A 14,859-nucleotide genomic window follows, 5' to 3' on the forward strand; every position below is an offset into this window, starting at 1 on the left:
TTCGGGATGAGGAGGAACGACGCATGGCGGCACTGACTCGGGTGATACCCGGTGAAGATCCCGGTTTCCGGCGCGTGCGCTCGGGATCCGGCTTCCGATACGTCGACCATGCGAACTCACCGGCTCCGGAGGCCGACCGGGAGCGGATCCATGATCTGGTGATCCCGCCGGCGTGGACCGATGTCTGGATCTCGGCGGATCCGCTCGCGCACATCCAGGCGGTGGGAGTGGACGAGGCGGGGCGGAAGCAGTACCTGTACCACCCGCTCTGGCGGGTCTCGAGGGATCGGCGCAAGTTCGTCCGCGCCCTCGACCTCGCCGCCGCCCTGCCGGGCGCCCGTGCGCAGGTGACCCGCGCACTCCGCGACGATGGACAGACCAAGGACAGAGCACTCGCCATCGCTTTCCGCCTCCTGGACGACGCTGCCCTGCGTATCGGCTCGGAGAGATATCTCGTGCGCCACGGCAGTCGAGGATTGACCACCCTCCGCCGTCGGGATGTGCGGGTCGACGGCGCATCCGTCGTTCTCTCCTTCCCGGCCAAGAGCGGTCGCACCGCCTCGATCGAGATCACCGATGAGTCCCTCGCCGAGGGGCTCACCGACTTCGCCACCGGGTCGCCGCGCGAGTTCCTGCTCGCCTATCGGAAGGGCCGCAGGCGCGTGCGCATCACACCCGCCGAGGTCAACAACTATGTGCGGGAGATCACTGGCGCCTCGTTCTCGGCGAAGGACTTCCGCACGCTCCACGGGACCATCGTGGCCGCCGACGCGCTCGCCCGAATCGGACCCCTCGACGGTCGCGGAGACCGAGGGAAGGCAGAGCGACTGGCCGTCCAGGCGACGGCTACGGCTCTCGGCAACACGACAGCGGTCGCACGCGGCAGCTACATCGATCCGCGGGTGTTCCGCCTCTACGCGCGAGCACAGACCCTCGATCTCACAGTGTCGCCCGAGACCGCCATCCGGCGACTGCTGGGCGGTCCCGAGAAGACCCGCAAGGTCAACCGCCGCTTCAGGTCCAGACGAGGCCGATGATCAGCGGCACGAGCGGTGTGAGCACTGCGGCGATCACCGGCCACCAGCGCACACGGGTCTTCAGGGTGCGCGCCGGAGCGGAGAGCGTGTCGCCTTCCCGGCGGTACGCGTTCTCGTCCAGGGGCGGCGCCGCGTCATCTCGGTAGAGCATGGTCCGTCGACCGAACCGGTCGTAGAGAGCGGCGATGACCGTGAGGAATCGACTGAGCTCGACGGCATCGGAGAGATCGATGGCAGAGAAGTACACGTGCAGCGTGCTGTCGACGATCTCCAGATCGAGGTCGTGGCTGTGATCGAGGATGATCGCCATCAGATCGGGAGTGAGGACGTACAGCGCGTCGGTCTCGTATCCGGTGGGCACGGAGACTTCGAAGACGTCGCTGAAGTCGCCCTCGAGTCGCAGCTCCGATCGGCCCGACGGTCGCCGCGGCAGGACGCTGAGGGCGCCCCCGCCACGCCGGGAGCGCAGGGCGATCCTCGGCGCCTCGGACGGAAGCGGGATGCGCACTGCCCGGATGCTGTGCATCGTCGACCCCTCGCCGTCGCCCACGACGAAGGTGCGCTCCGCGGAGTCGAACGGCAGAGCGGCCGCGCGGGCATCCAGGTGGTCGCGCGTGCTCCGCGCTGATCGATCGATCTGCTCGTCGACGGAACCGCCCCAGAGCCAATCGCCGACGTCGCTGCGATAGACCCACCCGAGCGCGTCCGCCATGGCTCTGAGCGACGCGCGCCGACGTTCGTGACGTCTGATCGTGATCGCCACCGCGGCGACGAGCACTGCTCCCACGAGCAACGCCGCGGACTGGGCGACCAGGAGGGTCGCACCGTCCAGACCGATTCCGGTCGGCAGCACGTAGAAGGCGATGAGTGCCGCGATCCCCAGATAGGCGACGGCGAGTGAAGCGAGCAGACGGGCGCCGCCCGCGCGTCGAGGTGCGCGGGCGACGGCTTCCCCGTCAAGCGATGCCGACATCGTCAGGGCTTGTAGACGATCGCGATGTTCAGCTGGCCCTTGTCGCGTGCCCACGCCAGCCAGCGCGGCACGCCCGGGCCGGTCAGCCGCTGGATCGGGATCACGAAGATCCCTTCCTCCTGTCGGCTCAGCGACCGGAACTCTGGCTTCTTCGATATCCAGATCGTGTCTCCGCCGTCCCAGGGCTCGAGGCACGTGTACACGTAGCCGTGCGCACGCAGATTCACGCGGTCGGCGAGGCTCTCCGCCTGCGGCGCGAGTTCGGCGATGGCCGAGGGCGAGACAGTCCCGCCGGGGATGAAGGCGGCGACGTCGTACACATTGCCGTCTCCGTAGTCCCGCGTGGTCAGGATCGCCAGCTCCGTCACTCCCTTGTCGCTGCTCCGAGTCCAGAGCGCGTGGGAGTTCTTGGCGCGCTTGTTCATCAGGAAGCCGCCGAAGTTGACCTTCTGGAAAGCGAAGTCGTCGAGTTTCGCCGCGATCTCTGCGCGTGAAGTCATGGGGGAGTCTCCTTGTCTGGGCGGGCCGGGCGGCCCCTCCGGGGAGCGAGCTTAGGGAGACACGGCACCGACGCGCGGGAGTTCGAACGAGTCCGAACGCGTGCCGAGCCGGCGCCGCTCTCACCTAGGCTCGACACATGCCCGACCCGCGCACGCTCGACGACCTGTGCGTCGGACTCGTGCGGTTGCGGGTCGCGGACGGGTCTCCGTCCTACGCCGAGATCGCGCGCCGGATCGGGCGCCTGCGCGTAGGGGAAGAACCCGCCAAGGTCACGGTGTACGACTGTTTCCGCCCTGGTCGCAGGCGCGTCGACAGTCGCCTCGTCGGCGACATCGTGCGGGTGCTGGGTCGAGACGAACGAGAGGCGGAGCGCTGGCGCGATATGGCCAGCGCCCTCAGCGGTGAACGCTCGGGAGTGCACGTCGAGGTCTCGCTCGCTCCGCGTGCCGCCGCTGGCACGGAGATCGGTCGAGAAGAGCTCCTCGCATCGATCCCATCAGGCGACGTGATCCTGCTCACAGGCCTCCCCGGAGTCGGAAAGACGACTCTCGCCTCGGCGCTGGCCGGCCGGGGTGCGGTTCTCACGGTTCAGTTGCGCGAGTCCGAGGCGGATCGCCCGACAGCGGACCCGATCGACATCCTCCGACGGATGCTCGGCGCGCTGGGCGTCCGCTCGCTGCCGTATGAGCTTCCGCGCCTCCGCGAGCAGTGGAAGATCTCGGCGGGCGGCACGACCGTCATCATCGAGGACGCCGTCGACCCACGCCGACTCGCAGCGCTCGTCGTCCCCGGGGTCCGCGTCATCGTCACGTCGCGTGGCGATCTCGCCGATTTCGAGAGTCGCGTCCGGGCGGACCGCCTCCGCGTCGTTCGCGTGGCCGTGCCGCCGATGGACGATGCGAGCGCGCGACGACTGCTCACCCATCTCCTCGCCCCGGGCGACGGTGTCGAACGCTTCCCGTCTCGCGCGCCTGCCGAGGAGGCGCTGGGTCGCATCGTCGCAGTGGGAGGGGGGCTGCCGCTCGATCTCGCCATGCTCGCGGGGATCGTCCGAGAGCACGCGGGGTGGTCGTTCGAGGATCTGGCGTCCCGCTTCGAGCAGGAGCCGCGCGACACGCGTATCCGCCCCGTGCTCGAGGCTGCGACGCGGTCGCTGTCGCACGAGGACGCCGACCTCCTCGCCGACATCGCCCTCCTCGACCGCGACGTCGAGGAATCGGTGATCGTCGCCGCTGGCGGGAGCGGAGCGGATGCCGGGCTGGCGCGGTTGCAGGCGCGGCATCTGCTCGACATCCATGACGGCCGCGTTCGGATGCATGCCACGGTTTTCGACTTCGCAGCCGAGAGATCGCGATCGTTGCGGCCGTCATCGGCACGCCGCGACTTCGTCGACCGTGCGGCGCGTGCGGTCCTCCAGGCGATCGCAGCGAGTCCTGACTACGCTGCACACGAGGTCGCCACCGTGCTGGCCGTCGCGGAGGCCGCTCGCGAGCACGGGCTGGATGAGGCCCTCGAGCGTCTCGCCCTCGAATCGCACGCCGCGTTGTCGCGGTGGTCTCTGTGGAGTGAGTCGCTGCGACTGCACGACCTCGCCGCCCGCGGGGTCGGACGGGATCTGGCACCGGAGATCGGGCTGGGGGTGGCGCACTGCGCCGAGAAGCTCGGTCGATTGGATGAGGCGCTCATCACCCTGCACCGGGTGCGGCGCGTCGCGGAGGGGGCCGCGCTCGCGCGCACCTGGAATCAGATCGGGAACGTCCAGCGATGGATGAGTCATCTCGAAGAGGCCCTCGAGTCGTACCAGCGCGCGATCGCCTACGCCCGCACGGCCGGAGATCGGATCGTGGAAGGGCGTGCAACCGGAAACCACGCCGACACCCTGCGCATCCTGGCCCGGTATCCGGAAGCCGAGGTGGAGTACGCCGTCGCTCTCGCTATGGCCGTGGACCAGGGAGACGACCTCAATGTCGCCGTGGTTCGAGGCAATCGTCCCCTGCTCCTGCTCGCGGTGGGCCGGCTCGCGCACGCCGAGACGGAGTTGCAGACGCTTCTCGACGAATCGACCGTCGACTCGCTCCCCTTCGTGCGGCGCACGCTCGCGCTCGTCGCGGAGGCGCGCGGTGACGATGTGCTCGCCCGGCGTCGCTGCGACGACGCCCTGCAGACGCTGAAGGTCGCGGGGGAGTTCGCGACCACCGCCGACCTCGAACTGCTCGCCGCTCGGATCGACGCTCGTGCGGGCCTGTTCGCACAGGCCAGGGCGGTGGCGGACCGCGTGCTGCGGGATGCGGAACGAGCGGGATCGCCCCTCATCGCCACAGAAGCGGCGAACTCGCTTGCCGAGATACTGGTCGCCGAGGCGGCAGTGTCGACCGACAACTCACCGCTTCTCGCAGCAGCCGAGCAGCAGGCGCGAGAGGCGCGCGGGATCGCCGAGGCCACCGGCGACCGCGCCGAGGTCGCTCGCAGCGAGCGTATCCTCGCATCCATCAGAGACATGTACGGCGCGAGGGAAGAGGCAGCGGCCCACCGAACTGCTTCCATCGGCCTCTATGCCGAGATCGGCCACCGGCTCGCGGGTTCGTGACCGGCCCATCCTCAGTCCCTGCGGATGACAGGATGGAAGCATGGACACCGCCAACCTCAGCCGACACGAGACCGCAGCGCGATCCGCCGCAGTCACCGTGCGCAGCATCCACGTCGAGCTCGACCTGACCGGAGCGCCCGAGCGGGCGCGCACGGGTTTTCCTACGACGACGACCCTCGAGTTCGAGTCGTCTGCGGAGACCACCTGGCTCGACTTCATCGGCGAAGAGGTGCGTCGGGTGGTCGTGAACGACGCCGAGCAGGAGATCGTCTACGACGGTGCGCGGATCGCCCTCTCGGGCCTGGCGGGTTCGAACGTGGTACGGGTCGAGGCGATCGGTGCCTACAGTCGGTCGGGCGAGGGCCTGCACCGCTTCCACGATCCTGTGGATGATGCGACCTACCTCTACACCCAGTACGAACCGGCCGACTCCCGGCGCGTCATGGCCTGCTTCGAGCAGCCCGACATGAAAGCCGCCTACACGTTCGTGGTCGATGCGCCGTCGGGCTGGGAGGTGCTGTCCAACCAGGCACCGGCGCGTACAGATCTCGGCGTGGGCGTGCAGCGTGTGGAGTTCGCTCCGACGCTCCCGATCTCCAGTTACATCACCGCGGTGGCCGCGGGTCCGTACGTGCGGGTGAGCGGGGAATGGCAGCGAGACGATCAGCGCATCGCACTGGGTGTCTTCGCGCGCCGTTCGCTGGCCCAGCACCTCGAATCCGACGAGATCCTCGAGGTCACGCGACAGGGTCTCGACTTCTTCACGGACGCGTTCGCCTATCCGTATCCATGGGGCAAGTACGACCAGATCTTCGTGCCCGAGTACAACCTCGGCGCCATGGAGAATCCGGGCCTCGTCACGTTCACGGAGGCCTACATCTCGCGGGGAGCCGCCACCGAGGCGCAGCGCGCCGGCCGGGCGAACACGATCCTGCACGAGATGGCCCACATGTGGTTCGGCGACCTGGTCACGATGAAATGGTGGGACGACCTCTGGCTCAAGGAGTCGTTCGCGGACTACATGGGCTCGCATGCCTCCGCCGTGGCCACGAGGTTCCACGATGCCTGGGTCACGTTCGCCGCGAAGCGCAAGTCATGGGCCTATCAGCAGGACCAGCTGCCGACGACGCACCCGATCGTCGCCGACATCGTCGACCTCGAGGCCGCGAAGCTGAACTTCGACGGGATCACCTATGCCAAGGGCGCAGCCGTGCTGAAGCAGCTCGTCGCCTTCGTGGGCGATGATGCCTTCTTCGAGGGTGCGCGCCGTTACTTCGCTGCGAACGCGTTCGGCAACACGACGCTCGACGACTTCCTCGTGCAGCTGAGCGCCGTCTCCGGGCGAGACATGACCGACTGGTCCGCGGCCTGGCTGCAGACATCGGGCATGTCCGTGCTGTGGCTCGAGACGGATGCCGATGGTCGACGCTTCCTGGTGCAGAGCGACCCGCGCCCTCATCGGCTGCGGATCGGCCTGTACGACCGCGTCGACGGCCGGATCGTGCGCCGCGAGCAGTCAGAGCTCGACGTCGTGGAGGAGCGGACCGAGCTGGAGGGAGCCGATGCGGACCTCATCCTCCTGAACGACGACGACCTCACGTATGCGAAGGCGCGCCTCGACGAGCGATCGTCGCAGACGGTCGAGGAGTCGCTCTCCGCGATCGATGATCCGCTCGCCAGGGCACTGGTCTGGTCCGCTCTGTGGAACGCCACGCGCGACGGCGAACTCGACGCGACGCGCTACCTCTCGATCGTGCGCTCGCACGCTCCTGCGGAATCGAACATCGGTCTGCTCGCCAGCGTGCTGCCGAATGCGGCCTACGCGTTGGGTCATTTCATCGATGACGCGCGTCGTGCCGCGCAGCAGCGGGAGTGGACGAAGGCGGCGTGGAGCGCGCTGCAGGATGCCGATGCGGGCAGTGACTCGCAGCTCTCCTGGGCGCGAGCTGTGGCCACCGCATCCGCCTATGACGACGTGCGCCACGACGAGGTGCGCGCATTGCTCGACGGCCAGGTGCCCGACGGCCTCATCGTCGACCCCGATCTGCGCTGGCAGCTTCTCACCGCACTCGTCGCGACCGGTCATGCCGACGCCGACGACGTCGCGACCGAGCAGCAGCACGACGACACCGGGAGCGGCCGTACCGCGGCACGCCGCGCACTCGCCTCGCGACCGGATGCCGCGGTGCGCCGCGCCGCGTGGGACGCTGCGTGGGGCGACCACTCCCTGAGCAACGATCACCTGGACGCCGAGATCAGCGGGTTCCGGGCGGGCGGGCGACGCGACCTGATCGCGGGCTTCGACGCCGAGTACTTCGCGCGGATCGAGGACGTCTGGGGTGCGCGCAGCATCGAGCTCGCGCAGCGTCTCGTCGTCGGGCTGTTCCCTTCGACCGATTCGCTGCAGCTCGTCGATGAGTGGCTCGCGGCCCACGCGTCCGCTCCGGCGGCACTGCGGCGCCTGATCATCGAGCAGCGTGATCACCTCGCGCGCGAGCTGCGCGTGCGGGCGGCCAACCACTAGGCGGGGGAGACCTGCATCCCCATGACGGTGCGCACGATCCACGGGTGTGCGCGGTCGTCGTCGATGTGGGTCATGCCCAGGTTCTCGGCGACCCCGCGGGAAGCGGCATTCTCGGGGTGGATGATCGCGGTGAGCAAGGTGGGCGCGAACCTCTGCACCACGAGGTCGACGCAGGCTCGCGCGGCCTCGGTCGCGTAGCCCTGCCGCTGCATCTCGCCGATGACGTGATATCCGACCTCGAGAACCGGGACCTCGTTGACCGACTGCCAGGTGATGCCGCAATCGCCGACGAAGGTGCCGTCGTGCGTCTCGATGATCCAGAGGCCGTGTCCGAAGCGGTCGTAGCGCTCCTGCATCCGCTCGATCCACTCGGCGCTCTCGGCGCGTGATCTCGGCGCCGGGTAATACGCCATGACGTCCGGGTCGCCCAGCATCGCCGCCACCGCGTCCAGATCGCCGGGGGTCATCTCACGGAACCGCAGCCGCGTCGTAGGCGACGGCAGCAGGCGTTCGGCGCTCATCGTCAGAGGTCGAGGGCGTCGCCCGGCTCCAAGACGAAGAACTCGCCGCCGCCCTGCTCGGTCGCCCACTGAAGTCGCTGGCGGTGCATGTTCTTGCCGATCACCGACAGCGTCATGTCGTGGGTTCCGAACGCTCGACGTGGCTTCACAGCGAGCACGTAGTCCATCGCCTCGCCGATCTTCAGCCACGGGGCACCGAGCGGTGCGGCGAGCGTGTCGACCTCGATCCCCTCGGGGACGGCGTAGGAGTCGCCCGGGTAGTACAGCTCGTCGTCGATCAGGACGCCGAGGTTGTCGACGGTCGGCATGGACGCATGGATGACCTCGTGGGTGCCGCCGAAGAAGCGCAGCGTGAAGCCGCCGACCTCGATCGCATCCCCGGGAGCGACCACGGTGATCTCGTACCCCTCAGCGGCTTTCGCCACACCGGCTGGGGCGTAGATCGGCGTGCCCGGCGCATCGCGGAGGATGCGGTCGAGATGCTCGGAGGTCCAGTGGTCCGGATGCTCGTGCGTGATCACCACGGCGACGAGCTTGCTGAGGTCGGCGAGCGGGGTCGTGAACGCCCCCGGGTCGATCAGCAGGGTCTCATCGTTCTGGTCGATGCGGAGGGTGGCATGTTCGAACTTCGTGACGCGCATGAGACGAGTCAACTCCTTCGCGGCCCGCACGGCAAACACATCATGCGTGCGCCACGCCCGGGAGCCGCGCAGGGGTCGGCTCGATTTTGCGGAGTGAGAATCGTCATGGCATACTTGAACGGTTGTCGCGGCACGGAAACGTTCCGCCAGACGGCCCCATCGTATAGCGGCCTAGTACGCTGCCCTCTCACGGCGGTAACGCGGGTTCGAATCCCGCTGGGGTCACAACACCCGAAAACCCCCGGTTCGCCGGGGGTTTTCGTCGTTTCCGGACGACTGCTCAGGCTGCAGTGCTGCGGGTCGACCAGAGTGCCGCGCCCGCACAGATCGCCGCAATGCCTGCGAGCGGAAAGTCGAGCCCGTAGGCGGTGATCGCGATGATCGGTGCGACGAACAGAAGCACTGCTCCGACCGTCGTCGCTCGGGACGGAAGACGAGGGATGCCGGGGGTCGGGACCTTCTCGAACCGCACCAGCCAGAGCGAGAGCAGCCAGACCGCGGCGAGGACGACGATGAGGAAAACCGGCCGCGTCCACCACCACACTGCACTTCCCGGGGCGGGCAGGGGCAGAGGCAGGAGCAGCTCGATGCCGACGAGCACCATGATCATCGGCAGATGCCACAGGTAGATCGTCATCAGGCGGGAACCGATGAGGAACACGACACCCTGTGCCGCGCGGGTACGCATCAGCGCCGTCAGAGGGCCGTGCAGCAGCGTCAGCCCTGCCGCCTGGATGACCGCGAGCACCGCCATCGTGGCCGTCGGCGGCCACTGGTTGCCGAGCATGCTCTGCGTGTAGCCGCCGAGCGACACCAGGCCCCAGAGAGCGACGTAGCCGCCGGCGATCAGCAGCACGAGCTGCCACCAGGAGCGCTGCGCGAACCAGTCGTCGTAGACGAAGAAGCCCACCTGCTGTGCGAAGAGCCACACGAACACGATGTTGGGGATGCCGAACAGTTCTTGACCGAGCCCGTACCCGCCCGGCGGGACCGGCTCGATGCCGAGAACGCCGCCCACGAACAGGAAACGGAATGCGTCGACTGCGAGTGCTGCGCCGAGCAGCACCAGGAGCACCCACGCTCCGTGCTTCTCGTGCACGCGCATCATCGTCGGGGCCAGTGCCTGCGCGATCATGTACGCCGCGAGGAACCACAGCGGTGAACCGACGCCGATCGCGATCGTGTCGACGAGCCCGGGATCGATGCCCAGCATCCGCGTCGCTCCGAGCGCGATCGTGAAAAACAGGAAGAGCGGCAGCGCCGGCCGGGCGAGGCGCGCGAGCCGTACCCGCACGTAGGCATCAGCCGTCTCACCACGGGCGACCGCCGATCTCCAGCCGGCTCGTGCCGCGTATCCGCCCACCACGAAGAACAGCGGCATGATGTTGGCGATCCAGGAGGCGCCGGCGAACCAGGGCTGTGCCTCGACGGTCTTCTCGATCAGCAGCGAGCCATCCGGGGCGCGGCCGACGCCGGTGAAGAGGATGTGCACGAAGACGACCAGCACGACGCAGGCGACACGGGCGAGGTCGAGAGTGAGGTCCCGCCCGGCCGGTACCGTGCGCGGAGTCGGATCGAGGGCGGCACTGCTCATGCCGAAGACTCTAGCGGCGTCGCGCCGTGGCGCTGGTCAGGACGCAGGGCGCAGAGACAGTTCGCGGAACGTGCGGTTGCTGAGCGGGAGGATCATCAGCGCCGCCATCGCTCCGCCGTACAGCGCGAACGGCACCCACAGCACGGTCGCCGACGCCAGGGCCCCGAACGCGGCCATCGCGACCGGCATCAGGCAGTCGTCGCCGAGTCGGGTGATCGCGCCCATCCGGCCGAGGTACGCGGTGTCCACCGTCGCCGCGAACGTGGAGCTCAGCAGCACGGACGCATAGCCCGCTGTCGCGCCGATCACGAATGCCGCCGCAGCGACGGTCCACAGGGGGCCGAAGCCGAGCGCGACGATCGCGGCGCCCTGCACCACCAGCGCCCAGAAGCCCGCGTAGGCCTCGCGTCGGGGCCGCCAGCGGGCGACCGAAATCGCGCCCAGAGCCGCTCCGAGGCCGAGGAGCGCCTCGAAGAGTCCGACCGCGGGCGCGCCCCACCCCTCGTCGAGCGCACGCAGAGCCAGTCCGATGCCGACGGCGGGACCGACGGCGAGATTGAGTCCGGACAGCGCGATGACCAGAGTGCGCGTCGTGGGGGCGTCCTTGAGATGAGCGAAACCGCGGGCGATACCGCGCAGCGCCGACTCCTTTTCGGCCCGGGGGAGCGCGAAGCGCGGTCGCAGCCAGATCGCGATGAAGGCGACGACCACGGTGAAGGTCAGGGCGTTCACTGTGGCGCTGCCGCTGAGTCCGACATGTGCGACGACCACACCGCCGACGGCGGCACCACCCATGGTGCCGAGCCGGGACGCGGTCTGCGCGACCGCGCTGTACGAGGGCAGATCGGTGGGTCGCACCAGCTGACGGGCGATGGTTCCGGCCGACGGCTCGTAGAACGCGTCGCACACCCCGAATGCGATCGCCGCGAACAGCAGCACCGCGACGGTCGGCGGTGTGGCCAGCACCCACAGCGCCACCGCGACGAGCACCCCGACGCGGAGCACGTTGAACAGCAGCATCACCCGGCGCGCGTTCGCCCGGTCGGCGAGCACTCCGCCGAACAGCAGCACGATGGCGCGCGGGACTGTGCCGGCGGCGACGATCAGGCCGGCGACCGCTGGTGACGCGATCTGCACTGCCGTCCACGCCAGCGCGATCGTCCAGAGCGCATCGCCGGCGTCCGACAGCGCCTTCACGCCGATCCACGCCTGCACGCGACGGTCTCGGGAGAACGCCGGCGGTTCGCTCAGCTGGAGGGGTTCGACGACGGTCATCACGGCTCCGTCGGGAAGGCGTGCGAGAAGAAGAAGACCGGCACGCGGGACTGGCCGTCTTCGAGATCGATCGATTCCTGCCACTCGCTCAGAGTGCGGCGCAGTCGCTCGGACAGGTCGCGGATCTCGTCGGGAGACGCCCACGCCGTCCGCTCCGTGTTGAAAGCGTCATATTCGCCGAAGATCGGTTCGTCACGCCGCCGCCGCCATCGCTGCAGTCTCTCGATCTGCATCCTGATGCCTTGACGCTCCGCCTCGCGGGCCAGCAGTGCATCGGCGGGCGAATCCTCGTAGTCGTCCGTCGACCACGACATCCCGCGGCGGACCAGATTCCACCAGCTCGTGCGCCGGTCGCCGGTCGGGTCTTCTGCGCGCTCGACCACACCGGCGCGCTCGAGCATCCGCAGATGGTGGCTGATGCTGCCCACCTGACTGTCCAGCGCGCGCGCGATCGCCGTCACCTGCGATGTCCCGTACAGGAGCAGGTAGTCGAAGATGCGGCGGCGCAGCGGATGATGCACGGCGGTGATCACGGAGATGTCTTCCACGGAATGAACGCTACGACCGTGCCCGCAATCTCACAAGACTTCTTGTATACCCCGGAAAATCAACGGAAGAGCCGCTCCGGCTGGGGTCCGGAGCGGCTCTGAGGACCGTCGTCAGTCCGCGTCCGTCTCCGCAGGTGCGGTGGCGGGGGTCTCCGATCGGCGGTTGCGGCGCGCCCGGCGGATCAGCCAGACGATGAGGAAAGCGACCCCGGCGATCGCGAGCCAGGGGAGGATGAAGCCGGCAGCGATGACGAGGGCGTTCAGCGAGACCACGAGGCCGTTCCATCCGGCCAGCAGACCGTCTCCGAATCCTGCGGGGTCGGCTGTGGTCGGCGTCGCGCTGCGCGTCAGCTCCACCTGGAGCGTCGACATCGCGACCTGATCCTCGATCGAGGCGAGCTGCTGCTCGTAGGACTCCAGCTGAGCCTGCCGATCGGTCAGGGCGACCTCGGCCTCGATGAGCTCGGACACGGTGCCCGACTGGGCCAGCAGCTCGGTGAGACGTTCCACCGACGTCTTCGTCGCATCGACGCGTGCTCGCAGATCGATCGCGACCGACGTCACGTCCTGCTTCGAGATCGACGAAGACAGCACCTCGCCGGACTCGGCCAGCTCATCGATCACATCCGACAGATCGGCGGACGGCACCCGGATGCTGATCCAGCCGTACCCGGAATCGGGTCGAGCCGGCTCCGAGACCATGTCGTCGTCGACGGCGACCGCCTTGCCGATCTCCGTCGTCTCCACGTATCCGCCGCGCTTCTCGGCCAGCGCCGCGATTGCTGCCGCCGCATCCTGGATGTTCTTCACCTGCAGCGTCGCGTTGGCTGTGGCGATGATCTCGCGGTCGCTGTCGACGGCATCCGAACCCGCGAGCGCCGAAGAATCTGACATCTCCTCTGGTGCGGCGTCGGAGGAGACGTCTGCGCTCTTGTCCGGCGAACCGCCGGCGGATTCGGGGACCGAACCGCCCGACATGTCTCCGCCCTCGGCCGTGGTCATGCTGCCGGCACCGGCGCCCACGGCTCCGAGAATCGGGGGAGTCACCAGCACGCCTACCGCGAACGCGGCGGCGACACCGGCGCCGGTGAGCCAGCGTCGACGTCTGTTGCGGGCGCGGACGGCGGACGTCCGCACGGGTGCGCGTTCCGCGGCGATCTCGGCGAAGACCGAGTCCTCCATACGGGCGATCGTCTCCGCGGACAGCTCGGGAAGCTCCTCGCGGGTGGTCTGGTCGTTCATGCGTCTCTCGCTTCCTTGACGGCGCCACGCAATTGGGTGCGCACTCGGGAGAGACGGTTCCGGACGACGGCATGGCTCACGCCCAGCTCCTCGGCGGCCGCCTGATAGGCGTACCCCTCGGCAGCGCAGAGGCGGAAGATCTCGCGGTCGAGATCACTCAGAGTCCCCACTTCGGCGGCGATCCTGGCGGCCAGAGCCGCCGTGATGACCTGCTCCTCGACGCTGACCGTGTCCGGCAGATTCTCGTCGATGGCTTCGGCGGTGTGCGCCTGGTCACGCCGACGCTGACGAAGCCGATTCGCCGCCTGGAAGCGGCAGATCGTCGCCAGCCACGGCAGGATCGATTCCCCCTGGAGCTCCAGTTTCGGGAGCTTCCGCCAGGCGACCACGAAGGTCTCCTGCGTCACATCCTCGGCGTCGGCGGGCGACGCGAGAATGCCCTGGGCGATCCAGTAGACCGGTCGCACGTGTGCGCGGTACAGCTCGCGGAAGGCGCTCTCGTCGCCGGCCGCGGCCTGGGCCGCCCACTTCTGATCACTCGTCTGCACGGGCATCCTGATTCCGTTCGGTGTCTCTCACTGGGAAAGTGTCGACGGATGCCCCATCGTCTCAGATTCAGTGCGCGCTGGTCTGCGCCGCGGCGTGCGCGGCCTTCGCAGTGCTCTGCGACATCTTGTCGATCCAGGCGAGGGCCACGGCCGAGACGATGAACACCATGTGGATGACGACCTGCCAGAGGACACCGGTGGGGGTGTACTTCTCGCCGTCCTCGGTGTTGATCGCCGTCTCGGTCATGCCGCCGACCTCGATGAAGGTCTTGAGGAGGTGGATCGACGAGATGCCGATGATCGCCATCGCGAGCTTCACCTTGAGCACGTTCGCATTCACATGTGACAGCCACTCCGGCTGATCCGGGTGGCCGTCGACGTTGATCCGCGACACGAAGGTCTCATAGCCGCCGATGATGACCATGATCAGGAGGTTCGCGATCATCACGACATCGATCAGTCCGAGGACCGTCAGCATGATCGTGGCCTCTTCGATGTGGGTGATATCGCCGAACACGTCTTCGGCGATGAGATGCCACAGCTCGACCATGAAGACCACGACGTAGACCAGTTGCGCCACGATCAGGCCGAGATAGAGCGGCGCCTGCAGCCACCGGCTGACGAAGATCAGGGAGCCGATGGCACGTGCCCAGGAGTTCTGAGGGCGCGCCTCCAGGGGAGCGATGCCGTGGTCGGTGTGGTCTGGGTGCGAGGTCGAGGTCACGTCGACCATTTCACCATGCAATGTCGTTCTCCGCCGCACTGTTGCTCCGGTAGCATTGCACCCGCGAGAGGGAGTATCCCGGATCCGCGCGTAACGTCATCACGAGCATCGGCATAGCTGCTCCGGGCGCGCGACGCACATCCT

13 protein-coding genes and 1 tRNA gene are annotated in these 14,859 nt (G+C 68.2%); 4 read left to right on the forward strand and 10 right to left on the reverse strand.

The window, feature by feature from the left end; genetic code table 11:
* Nucleotides 1–23: 23 nt before the first annotated feature.
* Nucleotides 24–1,037 carry a DNA topoisomerase IB gene (locus V5D55_RS14920; protein ID WP_435744407.1) on the forward strand — a complete coding sequence of 338 codons (1,014 nt, stop codon included), beginning with the start codon at nucleotides 24–26 and terminating at the stop codon, nucleotides 1,035–1,037.
* On the opposite strand, the gene V5D55_RS14925 is transcribed toward V5D55_RS14920, so the two are convergent.
* Both V5D55_RS14925 and V5D55_RS14930 read right to left on the reverse strand, forming a co-directional pair.
* Nucleotides 1,015–2,010, reverse strand: a complete 996-nt coding sequence (locus V5D55_RS14925; RefSeq protein ID WP_435744409.1) for a hypothetical protein — start codon at nucleotides 2,008–2,010, stop codon at nucleotides 1,015–1,017. The genes V5D55_RS14920 and V5D55_RS14925 overlap by 23 nt on opposite strands.
* 2 nt (nucleotides 2,011–2,012) lie before the next feature.
* Entirely contained in the window at nucleotides 2,013–2,510 is a 498-nt protein-coding gene (locus V5D55_RS14930) for a hypothetical protein (protein ID WP_435744411.1), read from the reverse strand.
* Between the two features lie 137 nt (nucleotides 2,511–2,647).
* Here V5D55_RS14930 and V5D55_RS14935 point away from each other — a divergent pair, with 137 nt between their 5' ends.
* Nucleotides 2,648–5,098 (forward strand): hypothetical protein, encoded by a 2,451-nt coding sequence (locus V5D55_RS14935; RefSeq protein ID WP_435744413.1) that lies wholly within the window; start codon nucleotides 2,648–2,650, stop codon nucleotides 5,096–5,098.
* A gap of 40 nt (nucleotides 5,099–5,138) precedes the next feature.
* Complete coding sequence (gene pepN / locus V5D55_RS14940; protein ID WP_435744415.1) at nucleotides 5,139–7,622, forward strand: aminopeptidase N; 2,484 nt, start codon at nucleotides 5,139–5,141, stop codon at nucleotides 7,620–7,622.
* On the opposite strand, the gene V5D55_RS14945 is transcribed toward pepN, so the two are convergent.
* Both V5D55_RS14945 and V5D55_RS14950 read right to left on the reverse strand, forming a co-directional pair.
* On the reverse strand, nucleotides 7,619–8,143 hold the full coding sequence (locus V5D55_RS14945; RefSeq protein WP_435744418.1) for a GNAT family N-acetyltransferase: 525 nt from the start codon (nucleotides 8,141–8,143) through the stop codon (nucleotides 7,619–7,621). The genes pepN and V5D55_RS14945 overlap by 4 nt on opposite strands.
* Nucleotides 8,144–8,145: 2 nt before the next feature.
* Nucleotides 8,146–8,784 (reverse strand): MBL fold metallo-hydrolase, encoded by a 639-nt coding sequence (locus V5D55_RS14950; RefSeq protein ID WP_435744420.1) that lies wholly within the window; start codon nucleotides 8,782–8,784, stop codon nucleotides 8,146–8,148.
* Between the two features lie 152 nt (nucleotides 8,785–8,936).
* Here V5D55_RS14950 and V5D55_RS14955 point away from each other — a divergent pair.
* Nucleotides 8,937–9,009, forward strand: a tRNA-Glu gene (locus V5D55_RS14955).
* Nucleotides 9,010–9,064: 55 nt separating this feature from the next.
* On the opposite strand, the gene V5D55_RS14960 is transcribed toward V5D55_RS14955, so the two are convergent.
* The 6 genes from V5D55_RS14960 to V5D55_RS14985 all read right to left on the reverse strand — a co-directional run bounded on the left by V5D55_RS14960 (nucleotide 9,065) and on the right by V5D55_RS14985 (nucleotide 14,724).
* The gene (locus V5D55_RS14960; RefSeq protein ID WP_435744423.1) at nucleotides 9,065–10,378 is read right to left on the reverse strand and encodes an acyltransferase family protein; all 1,314 of its coding nucleotides are present in this window, start codon (nucleotides 10,376–10,378) and stop codon (nucleotides 9,065–9,067) included.
* 36 nt (nucleotides 10,379–10,414) lie between these two features.
* On the reverse strand, nucleotides 10,415–11,653 hold the full coding sequence (locus tag V5D55_RS14965; protein WP_435744426.1) for an MFS transporter: 1,239 nt from the start codon (nucleotides 11,651–11,653) through the stop codon (nucleotides 10,415–10,417).
* Nucleotides 11,653–12,201, reverse strand: coding sequence for a winged helix-turn-helix domain-containing protein (locus tag V5D55_RS14970; RefSeq protein WP_435744428.1), 549 nt, complete (start codon nucleotides 12,199–12,201; stop codon nucleotides 11,653–11,655). The genes V5D55_RS14965 and V5D55_RS14970 overlap by 1 nt, the downstream gene beginning before the upstream one ends.
* Before the next feature lie 111 nt (nucleotides 12,202–12,312).
* Nucleotides 12,313–13,443 carry a DUF4349 domain-containing protein gene (locus V5D55_RS14975; RefSeq protein WP_435744430.1) on the reverse strand — a complete coding sequence of 377 codons (1,131 nt, stop codon included), beginning with the start codon at nucleotides 13,441–13,443 and terminating at the stop codon, nucleotides 12,313–12,315.
* The gene (locus V5D55_RS14980; RefSeq protein ID WP_435744432.1) at nucleotides 13,440–13,997 is read right to left on the reverse strand and encodes an RNA polymerase sigma factor; all 558 of its coding nucleotides are present in this window, start codon (nucleotides 13,995–13,997) and stop codon (nucleotides 13,440–13,442) included. The genes V5D55_RS14975 and V5D55_RS14980 overlap by 4 nt, the downstream gene beginning before the upstream one ends.
* A gap of 61 nt (nucleotides 13,998–14,058) precedes the next feature.
* Nucleotides 14,059–14,724, reverse strand: coding sequence for a TIGR00645 family protein (locus tag V5D55_RS14985; RefSeq protein WP_435744435.1), 666 nt, complete (start codon nucleotides 14,722–14,724; stop codon nucleotides 14,059–14,061).
* Between the last annotated feature and the right edge of the window lie 135 nt (nucleotides 14,725–14,859).

It is taken from the genome of Microbacterium sp. PMB16 (assembly GCF_051294855.1).
In the GTDB taxonomy this organism is placed as follows: domain Bacteria; phylum Actinomycetota; class Actinomycetes; order Actinomycetales; family Microbacteriaceae; genus Microbacterium.